Origin of the sequence: Achromobacter sp. ACM04 (assembly GCF_014851465.1) — a bacterium.
Lineage (GTDB): Bacteria > Pseudomonadota > Gammaproteobacteria > Burkholderiales > Burkholderiaceae_B > Achromobacter > Achromobacter aegrifaciens.
In genome coordinates this window covers 927,460-939,540 of record NZ_JACUZS010000003.1, presented here as the reverse complement: position 1 = coordinate 939,540, position 12,081 = coordinate 927,460, and the positions used below count along the sequence as shown (strand labels likewise).

Annotated in this window: 12 protein-coding genes and 3 tRNA genes; 9 read left to right on the top strand and 6 right to left on the bottom strand. The window is 64.9% G+C overall.

Annotation, left to right across the window (positions count from 1 at the left end; all coding sequences use genetic code 11):
• Positions 1-62: 62 nt before the first annotated feature.
• Positions 63-139, top strand: a tRNA-Met gene (locus IB259_RS20660).
• A 652-nt stretch (positions 140-791) separates the two neighbouring features.
• On the opposite strand, the gene IB259_RS20655 is transcribed toward IB259_RS20660, so the two are convergent.
• The 3 genes from IB259_RS20655 to IB259_RS20645 form a co-directional block, all read right to left on the bottom strand.
• Positions 792-1,697: a LysR family transcriptional regulator gene (locus IB259_RS20655; protein ID WP_119450881.1), complete on the bottom strand. Its 906-nt coding sequence runs from the start codon at positions 1,695-1,697 to the stop codon at positions 792-794.
• A 121-nt stretch (positions 1,698-1,818) separates the two neighbouring features.
• The gene (locus tag IB259_RS20650) at positions 1,819-2,817 is read right to left on the bottom strand and encodes a GTP-binding protein (protein WP_192330024.1); all 999 of its coding nucleotides are present in this window, start codon (positions 2,815-2,817) and stop codon (positions 1,819-1,821) included.
• 78 nt (positions 2,818-2,895) lie between these two features.
• Positions 2,896-2,971, bottom strand: a tRNA-Asn gene (locus IB259_RS20645).
• 208 nt (positions 2,972-3,179) lie between these two features.
• Here IB259_RS20645 and IB259_RS20640 point away from each other — a divergent pair.
• The 4 genes from IB259_RS20640 to IB259_RS20625 all read left to right on the top strand — a co-directional run bounded on the left by IB259_RS20640 (position 3,180) and on the right by IB259_RS20625 (position 6,877).
• A tRNA-Thr gene (locus IB259_RS20640) sits at positions 3,180-3,255 on the top strand.
• 130 nt (positions 3,256-3,385) lie between these two features.
• Entirely contained in the window at positions 3,386-4,045 is a 660-nt protein-coding gene (locus IB259_RS20635) for a response regulator (RefSeq protein WP_054450985.1), read from the top strand.
• Positions 4,042-5,370, top strand: coding sequence for an ATP-binding protein (locus tag IB259_RS20630; RefSeq protein WP_192330022.1), 1,329 nt, complete (start codon positions 4,042-4,044; stop codon positions 5,368-5,370). The genes IB259_RS20635 and IB259_RS20630 overlap by 4 nt, the downstream gene beginning before the upstream one ends.
• Positions 5,371-5,434: 64 nt before the next feature.
• Positions 5,435-6,877 (top strand): DegQ family serine endoprotease, encoded by a 1,443-nt coding sequence (locus tag IB259_RS20625; RefSeq protein WP_054450983.1) that lies wholly within the window; start codon positions 5,435-5,437, stop codon positions 6,875-6,877.
• A 23-nt stretch (positions 6,878-6,900) separates the two neighbouring features.
• Here the strand turns inward: IB259_RS20625 and maiA are convergent, their stop codons facing one another.
• From maiA to IB259_RS20610, 3 genes are read right to left on the bottom strand one after another with little or no spacing between them, the layout of a single operon-like run.
• Positions 6,901-7,545 (bottom strand): maleylacetoacetate isomerase, encoded by a 645-nt coding sequence (gene maiA, locus IB259_RS20620; protein ID WP_054450982.1) that lies wholly within the window; start codon positions 7,543-7,545, stop codon positions 6,901-6,903.
• 55 nt (positions 7,546-7,600) lie between these two features.
• Positions 7,601-8,578, bottom strand: a complete 978-nt coding sequence (gene ispH, locus IB259_RS20615; RefSeq protein WP_125473831.1) for a 4-hydroxy-3-methylbut-2-enyl diphosphate reductase — start codon at positions 8,576-8,578, stop codon at positions 7,601-7,603.
• Entirely contained in the window at positions 8,578-9,054 is a 477-nt protein-coding gene (locus tag IB259_RS20610) for a peptidylprolyl isomerase (RefSeq protein WP_119450885.1), read from the bottom strand. Before IB259_RS20610 ends, ispH begins: the two co-directional genes overlap by 1 nt.
• 50 nt (positions 9,055-9,104) lie before the next feature.
• Between IB259_RS20610 and radC the strand changes: the two genes are divergently transcribed.
• The 4 genes from radC to IB259_RS20590 all read left to right on the top strand — a co-directional run bounded on the left by radC (position 9,105) and on the right by IB259_RS20590 (position 12,044).
• Positions 9,105-9,782: a DNA repair protein RadC gene (radC, locus tag IB259_RS20605; protein WP_192330020.1), complete on the top strand. Its 678-nt coding sequence runs from the start codon at positions 9,105-9,107 to the stop codon at positions 9,780-9,782.
• 82 nt (positions 9,783-9,864) lie between these two features.
• Positions 9,865-10,491: an arylformamidase gene (gene kynB, locus IB259_RS20600; RefSeq protein WP_054450978.1), complete on the top strand. Its 627-nt coding sequence runs from the start codon at positions 9,865-9,867 to the stop codon at positions 10,489-10,491.
• A 179-nt stretch (positions 10,492-10,670) separates the two neighbouring features.
• Positions 10,671-11,519, top strand: a complete 849-nt coding sequence (gene kynA / locus IB259_RS20595; RefSeq protein ID WP_054450977.1) for a tryptophan 2,3-dioxygenase — start codon at positions 10,671-10,673, stop codon at positions 11,517-11,519.
• 258 nt (positions 11,520-11,777) lie between these two features.
• Positions 11,778-12,044: a type B 50S ribosomal protein L31 gene (locus tag IB259_RS20590; RefSeq protein ID WP_054450976.1), complete on the top strand. Its 267-nt coding sequence runs from the start codon at positions 11,778-11,780 to the stop codon at positions 12,042-12,044.
• Positions 12,045-12,081 lie beyond the last annotated feature (37 nt).

Below are 12,081 nucleotides of genomic sequence, written 5' to 3'. Positions count from 1 at the left end.
TCAAATTCAAAAAGGGCTAACTTGCGCTAGGTTGAAAATAAGGCTACTATTCATTTCTCAGACGCGGGGTGGAGCAGTCTGGCAGCTCGTCGGGCTCATAACCCGAAGGTCGTAGGTTCAAATCCTGCCCCCGCAACCAAATTGATTCAGGCCTGGCGATTTCGCCGGGCCTTTTTCATTTGCGGCGCCGGAAAAAATCCGCAGATCCAGCAAACCCGGCTGCACCGACGTGCGCAGCACGGCAGCACAGGCACCCGCCGCCGCACCGGCAGCCTCGGCGGCTCGCCAGCAACAGACTGCATGGGTTTGCGTAGTTCTCACTGGATTCCTGTGTTTACCGCCATGCGCCCCGGATAGAAATACCCCGGACATGTGCCGAAACGACCGCGCCAATCGGGATTGAGCGGGATGCCTGCCGCGCCCCGCGCAGCAAACACTCAAGCAAATTCTGGAAAAGCCGGCACAAATCGCCAGCCAGCCCGCGGAGCACGCCGGCAACCCGGCGCCGCCTTCCCGCGGCAATCGATATCAAGGACCTGAATCATCAAGGTTCGGGCGCCACGGACAGACCGCCACAACCCACAAACCCGATACGTTTCCCCTGGCGCACGCGAAAAACCAGTTCCGCAATGCCCGCGGCCCACATAAGCCGCAACCACGATTCTTGGATGTTTTCTAACCAGACAAGGCCGGCATCCGCCCGCCGCGTCCAACATATTCAAGCAGTTGTTTCATTATACCGCCATATACCCCACCCTCAAGCCCGCACAGCGCCTTGCGCGGCGCAAAAACTACGGAGCAGGCTTGTCCCACGGCGTGGATTCCAGGCGGTCCACCAGAAAATCCAGCATGGACCTCAAGATCAGAGGCATCTGGCGGCGCGAGACATAAACACCATAAATACCCAGCTCCTGCGGCTTGCTTTGCGTCAGGATGGCCCGCAGGCGGCCCGATGCGATGTAGTCCGCGGCATAGTAGGTCGGCAGCATCGCAATACCCGCACCCTCCAGCGCCGCGCGCGACAACACCGACACCTCGTTCGCGCTGATATTGCCACTGACCGGCACATCCACCGGCTCGCCGTCGCGCTCGAAGCGCCACAGGCTCTTGCCGAAATACGAATGAGTCAGACAGTTGCGCAAGGACAGGTCCTCGATGCGCGCCGGCACGCCTTCGCGCTGCAGGTACTCGGGCGAGGCGCACACCACCGAACGACAGACCGCCAGCTTGCGGGCGATCAGGTTGGGATCCAGGTCATTGGTGATACGCACCGCCAGATCCACGCGCTCTTCCACCAGATTGACGGCGCGGTCGACCAGCATCAGGTCAACCGAGGTGCCCGGATGCAGCTTGACGTAGTCGGTAATGGCGCTGGCCAGATGGCGGGAGCCAAACGACATGCTGGTGGTAATGCGCAGCAGCCCGCGGGGCGTGTCGTCCGGGGTCGATACCGCATTGCGCAGGTCTCCCACCATGTCCAGCATCTGGCGGCAGCGCGGCAGCGTTTCGGCGCCGGCCGGCGTCAGGCTCAGGCGCCGCGTCGTGCGGTGCAGCAGGCGCACCCCCACCCACTGCTCCATTTCCGCGAGATAGCGCGACACCATGGCGCGCGACATGTCCAGATGGATCGCCGCCGCCGACAGGCTGCCCCTGTCAGCGACTTCCACGAATACCTGCATGGCTTTCAAACGATCCATGATTGTCTCGATTCTTGCACCAGACCGCTCCGGTTATACCGTATTTCGGCGCAACATCGACACCATAATCGAGACGGCCACCCGCAAGCCCTGACCAGACCAGACGCTCAGACGCAGACGATCAAGGAGCCGGCTGCCCGAGCGCAACGCCCAAGGCGGCACGAACCTCATTGACATCCACCCCCCGCAGGATGCAGACCAGCCGTGACGCCCGCCCCTCGTCCGGCCACTGCTCCAGCTGATTGATCGGATAGAGCTCGCCATGCACGCCATGCACCTCGCACGGCAGCGCCTCACCCTCAAAGCACACCAGCCCCTTCATGCGCAGCAAGCCCTGCCCAAAGCGTTCCAGAACCCGCGACATGCCAGCAAGAAACGCCGCCCGCCCGACAGGAGCAGCCAATACCAGCGAGAAACTGCCCACATCCCCATGAACGGCGGCTCTCGACTGCGCGAAGGGCCGCAACCAATTCGCAAGGGTCACACCATCGCGCCTGGCCGGCAGATCGAGACCCGCGCGCAGCGGATCCGCAAGCGGCGCATCAGGCCATTGCACGCAGCGCTGCGCCCCCGGATTAATGGCGGCGACGGCCTGATCCAGAAGATCCAGACTCGCGGCGTCCGCCAGGTCCGGCTTGCTGAACACCACGACATCCGCCAGGGCCAGTTGCCGCGGGGCTTCGGACTGCCGCTCCAATTGGTCCAACCCATTGCGGGCGTCCGCCAGGACGATCGCGCCCCGATACGCATAGCGCTCGGCGAGGAAGCGGTCGTGTTTGAGGGTGAACAGGATGGGCGCGGGATCGGCCAATCCGCTGGTTTCGATGGCCACGCGACGAAAGGGCTTGATCTTGCGGCTGAGCGCCAACATGAATAATTCGCGCAAAGCGTCGACTACCGCGCCGCTGACGACGCAACACAGGCAGCCGCCTTCAACCAGGACAATGTTGTCGCGGGCCTGGCGCACCAGGTGATGGTCCACACCGATCTCACCGTACTCATTGACGATGACGACAGCGTCAGCGTATGCCGGATCCCTCAGCAGGCGATTGAGCAGCGACGTCTTGCCGCTACCCAGGAAGCCGGAAATCACCGTCACGCCTATGCGTTTGTCGTCCATACCCGATCTTCCATGCTCGCCGCCCTGATGGAGAAAACCAAAAGGGCCATTCACTTGCGTGAATGGCCCTGAATTCTTTGGCTCCCCGAGCTGGGCTCGAACCAGCGACCTGCGGATTAACAGTCCGTCGCTCTACCGACTGAGCTATCGGGGAACTGCTAAGAAACGAGATTATGAACTAAAAATTTGAAGTGTGCAAATCGCTGATTTTTTCGCCGGTTTGGCCTGCTTGGTTTCCCATCGCAAAAAAACTCTGATATGATCTCGGTCTTTCCAGATCGGACCCCATAAACAGGGTGACGGACCGGAAAAAACGAAGATGTTTTGCTTGCGGCTCTTACAGGAGCGGAGCAAATGGTCTTGCCGGCATAGCTCAGTTGGTAGAGCAGCGCATTCGTAATGCGAAGGTCGTAGGTTCGACTCCTATTGCCGGCACCAGATTCCAAAAAGCAGCCCGCTCGGGCTGCTTTTTTCATTTCCGCGCCGGTTCGCGCGCCGAACCCTCACCCGGGAACTCCCGTCCGCCGCCACGCGTCCAATCTGCTGGACCATCCTGGCGGACACGACCATGCGCATCCTTCTAGTCGAAGATGACCTCATGATAGGCGAGAGCGTGCTGGACTGCCTGCGCGCCGAACACTACGCCGTAGACTGGGTCAAGGACGGCAATGCCGCGGAGCTCGCGCTGCGCACCGATACGTACGACCTCATACTTCTGGATCTGGGGCTGCCCAAGCGCGACGGCCTGTCGCTCCTACGCGACCTGCGCACGCGCAAGGACCGCACGCCGGTGCTGATAGCCACCGCCCGCGATGCCGTGAGCGACCGGATCGCGGGACTGGACGCCGGCGCCGACGACTATGTGGTCAAACCCTACGACGTGGATGAATTGCTGGCCCGCATGCGCGCCCTGATCCGCCGCAGCGCAGGCCGCGCGGAACCGGTGTTCGAGCATGAGGGCATCACCATCGATCCCCAGTCGCACGCCGCCATGGTGGACGGCGCTCCGGTCACGCTGACCGCGCGCGAATGGGCGGTGCTCGAACCGCTGATCGCTCGCCCGGGCATGATTTTTTCGCGCGCCCAGCTGGAAGAAAAGCTGTACAGCTGGAAAGACGGCATCAGCAGCAACGCTGTTGAGGTTTATATTCATGGCCTGCGCAAGAAGCTGGGTCCGAACCTGATCCAGAACGTCAGAGGCGTCGGCTATGTCATCCCCAAAACATGAGCATTCCGCTTAGCTACTCACTGAGAGCCAGGCTGCTTTTCTTCCTGTTGGCCGCCATCGTGGTCGGCGCGCTGGTGCAAGGCGCCATCGCTTACCGCAGCACTTTGGCGCAGGCCGACGATATCTTCGACTCGCTGCTGCAGCGCACCGCCCTGTCGCTGGGCACCGGCGACGGACTGCTCAGCACAGGTCCGGCGCACGCGCGCGGCGCGGGTTCGCCCGTGGCGGACGACCTGATCATCCAGATCTGGACGCCCGACGGCGTGCGTGTCTTCAATTCCCGATCCCGCCGGCCGCTGCCGGACCAGATCATCCTCGGCTTCTCCGACGCGAAGATGGAGGGCAGCACCTACCGCGTATATTCGCTGGCCACGCCCTTCCAGGTCATCCAGGTGGCGCAGGACATGACCGTGCGCACCAGCATGGCGCGCGCGCTGGCGCTGCGCACCATCGCCCCCATCGCCGCCGCCGCTCCCCTGCTCATGCTGATCGTCTGGTGCGTGGTCAGCTGGTCGCTACGGCCTGTGAAGCGGGCGCGCGCCCAGGTTGCGGCGCGCCAGCCGGAAGATCTGTCGCCCGTCAGCGTGGAGGGCCTGCCCGATGAGATCCGGCCGCTGGTGCTGGAACTGAACCTGCTGCTGGAGCGCATGCGCGGCGCCTTCGCGCAGCAAAAGCAGTTCGTCGGCGATGCGGCGCACGAACTGCGTTCGCCCCTGACTGCGCTACGCCTGCAATTGCAGGCCCTGCAACGCGCGGGCGACACGGATGCGCGCCGGCTGGCCGAACAGCGGCTGGCAGCCGGCATCGACCGCGCGACACGCCTGGTCGAACAGCTGCTATCCATGGCGCGCCATGAAAGCGCGGCCGGACAGGCACCCGCCGAAACCGTGGACCTGGCCGACGTGCTGCGCCAGGCGCTCTCTGAAATGCTGCCCCAGGCCAACGCGAAATCGATCAGCATCGACCTGGACGGCGCGCCGCAAGCATCGGTGCAGGGACATCGCGACGCGCTGACGCTGCTGGCACGCAACCTGCTGGACAACGCAATCAAGTACACGCCCGCCGGCAAGCGCGTCCACCTCCATCTGGAACAGGCTTCCGGCGAGACGACCCTGCTGATCGACGACGAGGGCCCCGGCATTGCGCCGGACGAGCGCGAGCGCGTGTTCGACCGTTTCTACCGCGTCGAAGGCAATTCGCAGCACGGCAGCGGCCTGGGGCTGGCGATCGCGCGCAGCATCGCCGACCAGCACGGCGCCACCATAGAACTGCAGGACACGCCGGTGGGCGCAGGCCTGCGCGTGAAGGTGGTTTTTCCGACTTAAGACTCGCCTAAGTGTCAGGCCCGAAGATAGCGCCATGTCCTTCAACATGAACGCAGGAGCCGACATGAAGACCACCCAAATGAAACCCTCGCGCCTGGTGCTGGCGCTGCTGGCAGCCGGCGCCATAGGCGGCGCGGGCGCAACCGCCTTCACCGGCGGCGTTTCGATGGCGGCCACCGCGCCGGCCATCGCTTCCTCCTTCCAGGCGCCGGGCACGTCCAGCCCGCCCAACTTTGCGCAGATCACGCGCGACTTCGGTCCGGCCGTGGTGAACATCAGCGTCAGCGGCACCCGCAAGGTGTCCGCCGACGAAGGCGATCCGTTCGCCCAATTCTTCGGCCAGATTCCCGGCGCGCGCGGCCAGCGGCCCGCGCGTGAAGTGCCCATGCGCGGCGAAGGCTCCGGCTTCATCGTCAGCGCCGACGGCATCATCCTGACCAATGCGCACGTGGTGCAGGACGCCAAGGAAGTCACGGTCAAGCTGACCGACCGCCGCGAATACAAGGCCCGCGTGCTGGGCTCGGATCCGCAGACCGACGTGGCCGTCCTCAAGATCGACGCCAAGAACCTGCCGGTGGTGAAGGTGGGCGACGTCAACCAGCTGCAGGTGGGCGAATGGGTGCTGGCCATCGGCTCGCCCTACGGCCTGGAGAACACGGCCACCGCCGGCATCGTCAGCGCCAAGGGCCGGTCGCTGCCCGACGACACCTCGGTGCCCTTCATCCAGACGGACGTGGCGGTCAACCCCGGCAACTCGGGCGGCCCGCTGTTCAACGACCGCGGCGAAGTCGTGGGCATCAATTCGCAGATCTACAGCCGCACCGGCGGATTCCAGGGCCTGTCGTTCTCGATCCCGATCGACGTGGCCTACAAGATCAAGGACCAGATCCTCGAACACGGCAAGGTGCAGCACGCCAGGCTGGGCGTGACGGTGCAGGAAGTGAACCAGGACCTGGCCAACTCCTTCAAGCTGGATACCCCCTCGGGCGCGCTGGTTTCCAGCGTGGAGAAAGGCAGCGCCGCCGACAAGGCCGGCCTGCAGCCTGGCGACGTGGTGCGCAAGATCGACGGCAAGACCATCGTGTCCTCGGGCGACCTGGCCTCCACCATCACGCTGGCGACTCCGGGCGAAAAGATCAAGCTGGACGTCTGGCGCAACGGCTCGCAGAAGGAGCTGGTCGCCACCCTGGGCGGCGTGCCCAAGGACAAGACGCAGGCCTCGGCTGGCGACCAGGAGGTTCAGCGCGGCCAGCTCGGCCTGGCACTGCGTCCGCTGAGCCCGCAAGAGCAGCAGGCGGCTGGCGCCGAGGGGCTGCTGATCGAACGTTCGATCGGACCGGCCGCCAAGGCCGGGATCGAACCGGGAGATGTGCTGCTGTCGCTGAACGGCGTACCGGTGCGCAACGTCGCTCAGGTGAAGGACGCGCTGTCCAAGGCGGGCAAGACGGTCGCCCTGCTGGTACAGCGCGGCGAAGACAAGATCTTCGTGCCGGTGCAGATCGGCTGAGCCGGTCTGCACCCGGATAGGCGCTACTCCGCGTCGGGCTGCTTGCCCGGCGCGGCCGCGTCGAACGCCGGCAATGCACGGCAGGCGGCATCGATGCGCACGACGTTGGGCATGGCCGACAGGTCGCAGTCGAAACGCTGGGCGTTCGCCACCTGGGGCACCAGGCACAGATCGGCAATGGTGGGCGTATCGCCGTGGCAGAAGAGGCCGGTGGCGGAAGAACCGGCCAATTGCGCCTCCAGGGCTTCCAGGCCCTGATGCACCCAGTGCTTGTACCAGGCGGTCTTGGCCGCCTCGTCCACGCCCAGGGTGTGCTTCAGGTACTTCAGCACGCGCAGGTTGTTCAGGGGATGCGTGTCGCAGGCGATGCCCAGCGCCAGGTCGCGCACCCGCGCGCGGCCTACCGCGTCCGCCGGCAGCAACGGCACTTCAGGATGCGTTTCTTCCAGGTATTCGATGATGGCCAGCGATTGGCCGATGACGGCGTCGCCATCGACCAGCGTGGGCACCAGCGCGGTCGGATTCACCTTGCGATAATCCGCCGACAGTTGCTGGCCGCCGTCCTTCAGCAGATGCACGGGCAGGTATTCGTAGGGCAAGCCCTTCAGGTTGAGGGCGATGCGCACGCGGTACGCGGCCGAGCTGCGAAAGTAGCTGTACAACTGCATGAAGTCTCCTTGATTTTCTGTTGCGGCGCCGCGCATGCGCGCGGCGCCCGCCTGCTTATTCCAGCGATTCCGTCTGCGCCGACTTGCGGGACAGACCCTTGGGCAGCGGGAACGCCACATTCTCTTCCAGGCCGGGCATGGTGCGTACCGACACCGCGCCCAATTCCTTGACCCGATCGATCACCTGCTGCACCAGGATCTCCGGCGCGGAAGCGCCCGCGGTCACGCCGATGCGCTTGCGGCCCACCAGCCAGGCCGGATCGATCGATTGCGCACCGTCGATCAGATAGGACGCGACGCCCTTGCGCTCGGCCACTTCGCGCAGCCGGTTGGAGTTGGAACTGTTGGGACTGCCCACCACCAGCACCAGGTCGCAATCCGGCGCCATCACCTTGACCGCGTCCTGGCGGTTCTGGGTGGCGTAGCAGATATCGCTTTTCTTGGGCTCGACGATGTTGGGAAAGCGTTCTTTCAACGCCCGCGACACGGCCGCCGCGTCGTCCACCGACAGGGTGGTCTGCGTGACGTAGGCCAGGTTCTCGGGATCGGTGACCTGCAGGCCGGCGACGTCCTCGACGGTCTCGACCAGGTACATGCCGCCCTGGGCCTGGCCCAGCGTGCCCTCGACCTCGGGATGGCCCTTGTGGCCGATCATGATGATCTCGCGGCCGGCCGCGCGCATGCGGGCCACCTCGATGTGGACCTTGGTGACCAGCGGGCAGGTGGCGTCGAACACGCGCAGCCCACGGGCGTCGGCTTCGGCCCGCACCGCCTTGGACACGCCGTGCGCCGAGAACACCACGATGGCGCCGGCGGGCGCGTCGTCCAGTTCATCGATGAAGATGGCGCCCTTGGCGCGCAGGTCTTCCACCACGTAGCGGTTATGGACGATTTCGTGGCGCACATAGATGGGCGCGCCATGCAATTCAAGCGCGCGCTCGACGATGTCGATGGCGCGATCCACACCGGCACAGAAGCCGCGCGGCTGCGCCAGCAGGACTTCGGCGTCGGTGGCGGTGACAACCTGGCTCATCAGAGGACTCCCAAGAGCGCCACGTCGACCCGCAAGCTGATGCCCGCGAGCGGGTGGTTGAAATCGAACAGGGCCGATTCGTCGTTGATTTCCTTCAGGACGCCCGAATAGCGGCCGCCGTTGGGCGCGGTGAATTCCACCAGGTCGCCGGGTTCGAAGGTGGCGTCGGCGCCCGCATGCTCGGCCAGCATGGCGCGCGTGACGCGCTGGATCAGTTCGGGGTTGCGTTCGCCGTAGGCGTCGGCGGGTTCGACCGTGACGCTGAAGCGCTCGCCTTCGGCGCGGCCGACCAGCGCCGCTTCCAGGCCAGGCGCCCATTGGCCGCTGCCCATCTGCAGCGTGCCGGGACGGCCATCGAAGGTGTCGGCGAACACGGAATCCTTGCCCGGGCCCGAGGCCAGCGTGATGCGATAGTGCAGCGTCAGGTAGGAATCCGGACGGACCAAAACGTTCACTTCATTAGAGGCGATGCTCAAGATCTGCCACCGTATATGCAATTGAGTAAACCTTGATTTTAGAGCCTCTTATGAAATTGTCCGACCGGCTGCCCAAACACGAGCGCCCCAGGGAGCGGTTGCTGCGCCACGGCGCCGCTGCGCTCCAGGACTCGGAACTGCTCGCCATCGCCCTGCGCACCGGTATTCCCGGCCTGGACGTGGTTGAACTGGGCAGCCGGCTCCTGACCCGATTTGGCGGCCTGCGAGGCCTGCTGGGCGCGACGCCCGAGGAACTGACCGCGGTTCCCGGCCTGGGGGTTTCCAAGGCGTGCATGCTGGCCGCCCTGCTGGAACTGGCCCGCCGCGCCATCGAGGAAGACCTGGCCCGCAACAGCAATCTGGATAACCCGCTGCCGGTAAAACAATATTGCAAGATGGCGCTGGGGCACCGGCAGGTGGAACATTGCATTGCGCTCTACCTGGACAACCGCCTGCGCCTGATCGCCACGGGCGAGCTGGCGCGCGGCACCCTGTCGCAAGCATCGGTCTATCCCCGCGAGGTCGTGCGCGAAGCCCTGCGCCATCACGCGGCCGCCCTGATCATCGCCCACAACCATCCGTCCGGCCTGGCCGAGCCCAGCGCCGCGGACCGCACATTCACCCAGCACCTGAAGCAGGCGCTCGCGCTGGTGGACATCCGGCTGGTGGACCACCTGATCGTGGCTGCCGGCACGGTCGTGTCCATGGCCGAACTCGGCGGCCTGTAGGCTGCGGCCCGCGCCGGAATTCGTTAGACTAGCGCCCGCAATTGCTTTAGGCTTAACGCATCTCTCGATCCCCCCGCCTGACATGAAACGCTTGTGGGACATTTCCCCGCCCGTGTCCACCGCATCGCCAGTCTTTCCTGGCGACACGCCGTACCGCCAGCAATGGAAATGGTCGCTTGCGCCCGGCTGTCCGGTGAATGTCAGCGAAATCACCATGTCGCCGCATATCGGCGCGCACGCTGACGCTCCCCTGCACTACCAGAACGGCGCCGCAGCCATCGGGGCCGTATCACTGGAACCATTCCTGGGTCCCTGTCGCGTCATCCACGCCATCGATTGCGGCCCCCTCATCACGGTGGACCACCTGGCCCATGCGGCCCTGAACCTGCCGCCGCGCGTGCTGGTCCGCACCGCCAAGCATGCCGCGCAGGACTGGTGGACCGACGATTTCTCCGCCTACGCGCCCCAGACCATCGAATGGCTGGCCGAACGCGGCGTCATGCTGATCGGCCTGGATACGGCCAGCATCGACCCCGCGTCCAGCAAGACCCTGGACAGCCACCACACGATCTTGCGGCACGACATGCGGGTACTGGAGAACCTGGTGCTCGACGATGTGCCGGAAGGCGATTACGAGTTGATCGCACTGCCGTTGGCGCTGGTCCAGGCCGATGCCAGCCCGGTTCGCGCCGTCCTGCGCGAACTGTAGGCTGGTCCGCTGGCCATGGCGGCCGATCCGAAGTCGGCCGCCGGTTCTGGAAGCACGACCATGAAAGACCATTCCGATTTGCATGCGGCGCTTGCCTGCGCCCGCCCCCACGCGCCCTCGTGGCGCGCCCTGCCCGCCTCGGCGCGCCGCGCCGCCCCGCCCTGCAAGGGAGGCCGCGCATGAGCCACTCCGAACGCCCCGAAGACATCGTCCGCCAGGAAAAAGCGCAGCTGGATTTCACGCGCGACATGACCTACGGCGATTACCTGCATCTGGACGAACTGCTGGGCGCGCAGCATCCGCTGTCGCCCGAGCACAACGAGATGCTCTTCATCATCCAGCACCAGACCAGCGAACTCTGGATGAAGCTGATGCTGCATGAACTGCGCGCCGCCATCGCCAATGTGGCAGCCGACCGCTTGCAGCCCGCCTTCAAGATGCTGGCCCGCGTCAGCAAGATCATGGAACAGCTGGTCCATGCCTGGGACGTGCTGGCGACGATGACGCCGCCCGAGTATTCGGCGCTGCGTCCCTATCTGGCGCGTTCCAGCGGATTCCAGAGTTATCAGTACCGCCAGGTCGAATTCCTGCTCGGCAACAAGAACGCGGCCATGCTAAAGCCGCATGCGCACCGCGAGGACCTGCTGGCCCAGGTGCGCAGCGCCTACGAAGCCCCGTCGCTGTACGACGAGGCGCTGCGGCTGCTGGCGCGCCACGGCCTGGACGTGCCGGCCGATCACCTCGAACGCGACTGGACCCAACCCTACCAATCGTCGGCTGGCGTGGAAGCTGCCTGGCTGACGGTCTACCGCCAGCCCGACCGCTACTGGGACCTGTACCAGTTGGGAGAAAAGCTGACCGACCTGGAAGACGCGTTCCGCCTGTGGCGCTTCCGCCACGTCACGACGGTCGAACGGGTCATCGGCTTCAAGCGCGGCACCGGGGGCACGTCGGGCGTGGACTACCTGCGGCGCATGCTGGAAGTGGTGCTGTTCCCCGAGATCTGGAAGCTGCGCACGGATCTTTAAGCGCCGAATTTATCTGGCCCCAATTTTTGGCCAAGGGGAGCCCCTGAGCGGGGCCTCCTTTCCTCTTGGCCTGGCCAAAATTCCCATGCTAGAATTTGGGGTTACTTTTTGGATACGTGGCTGGAACAGTCAACGAGTATCCGGCCGCTGGGCAACCCGATCCGCATATCGGCGGGTTCGCCAGGCAGGCGGGACACCGGACACCCGGCTGGCGACCCTAACAACTTGCAAGGCTCGGCAGAGCCCTAGGAAAGCACCATGAAAGAAGGCATTCACCCCGAATACCGCGAAGTCGTCTTCGCCGACCTGCAAACGGGCAACAAGTTCATCACCCGTTCGACCGTCCAGACGCGCGAAAGCATCGAACTGGATGGCAAGACGTACCCGCTCTTCAAGTGCGACGTGACCTCCGAATCGCATCCGTTCTACACGGGCGCCCAGACGCGCATCGTCGAAACCGGCCGCGTGGAAAAGTTCCGCGCCCGCTTCGCCCGCACCGCAGGCACGGTCAAGTCCGCTTCCTGATCTGTCGCTCCCCCGGGAGCCGCAGCGAAAAGGCAGC

Coding starts and splice junctions, on each gene's coding strand:
- IB259_RS20655 (WP_119450881.1), bottom strand. CDS start 1,697: ATGGATCGTTTGAAAGCCATGCAGGTATTCGTGGAAGTCGCTGACAGG.
- IB259_RS20650 (WP_192330024.1), bottom strand. CDS start 2,817: ATGGACGACAAACGCATAGGCGTGACGGTGATTTCCGGCTTCCTGGGT.
- IB259_RS20635 (WP_054450985.1), top strand. CDS start 3,386: ATGCGCATCCTTCTAGTCGAAGATGACCTCATGATAGGCGAGAGCGTG.
- IB259_RS20630 (WP_192330022.1), top strand. CDS start 4,042: ATGAGCATTCCGCTTAGCTACTCACTGAGAGCCAGGCTGCTTTTCTTC.
- IB259_RS20625 (WP_054450983.1), top strand. CDS start 5,435: ATGAAGACCACCCAAATGAAACCCTCGCGCCTGGTGCTGGCGCTGCTG.
- maiA (WP_054450982.1), bottom strand. CDS start 7,545: ATGCAGTTGTACAGCTACTTTCGCAGCTCGGCCGCGTACCGCGTGCGC.
- ispH (WP_125473831.1), bottom strand. CDS start 8,578: ATGAGCCAGGTTGTCACCGCCACCGACGCCGAAGTCCTGCTGGCGCAG.
- radC (WP_192330020.1), top strand. CDS start 9,105: ATGAAATTGTCCGACCGGCTGCCCAAACACGAGCGCCCCAGGGAGCGG.
- kynB (WP_054450978.1), top strand. CDS start 9,865: ATGAAACGCTTGTGGGACATTTCCCCGCCCGTGTCCACCGCATCGCCA.
- kynA (WP_054450977.1), top strand. CDS start 10,671: ATGAGCCACTCCGAACGCCCCGAAGACATCGTCCGCCAGGAAAAAGCG.
- IB259_RS20590 (WP_054450976.1), top strand. CDS start 11,778: ATGAAAGAAGGCATTCACCCCGAATACCGCGAAGTCGTCTTCGCCGAC.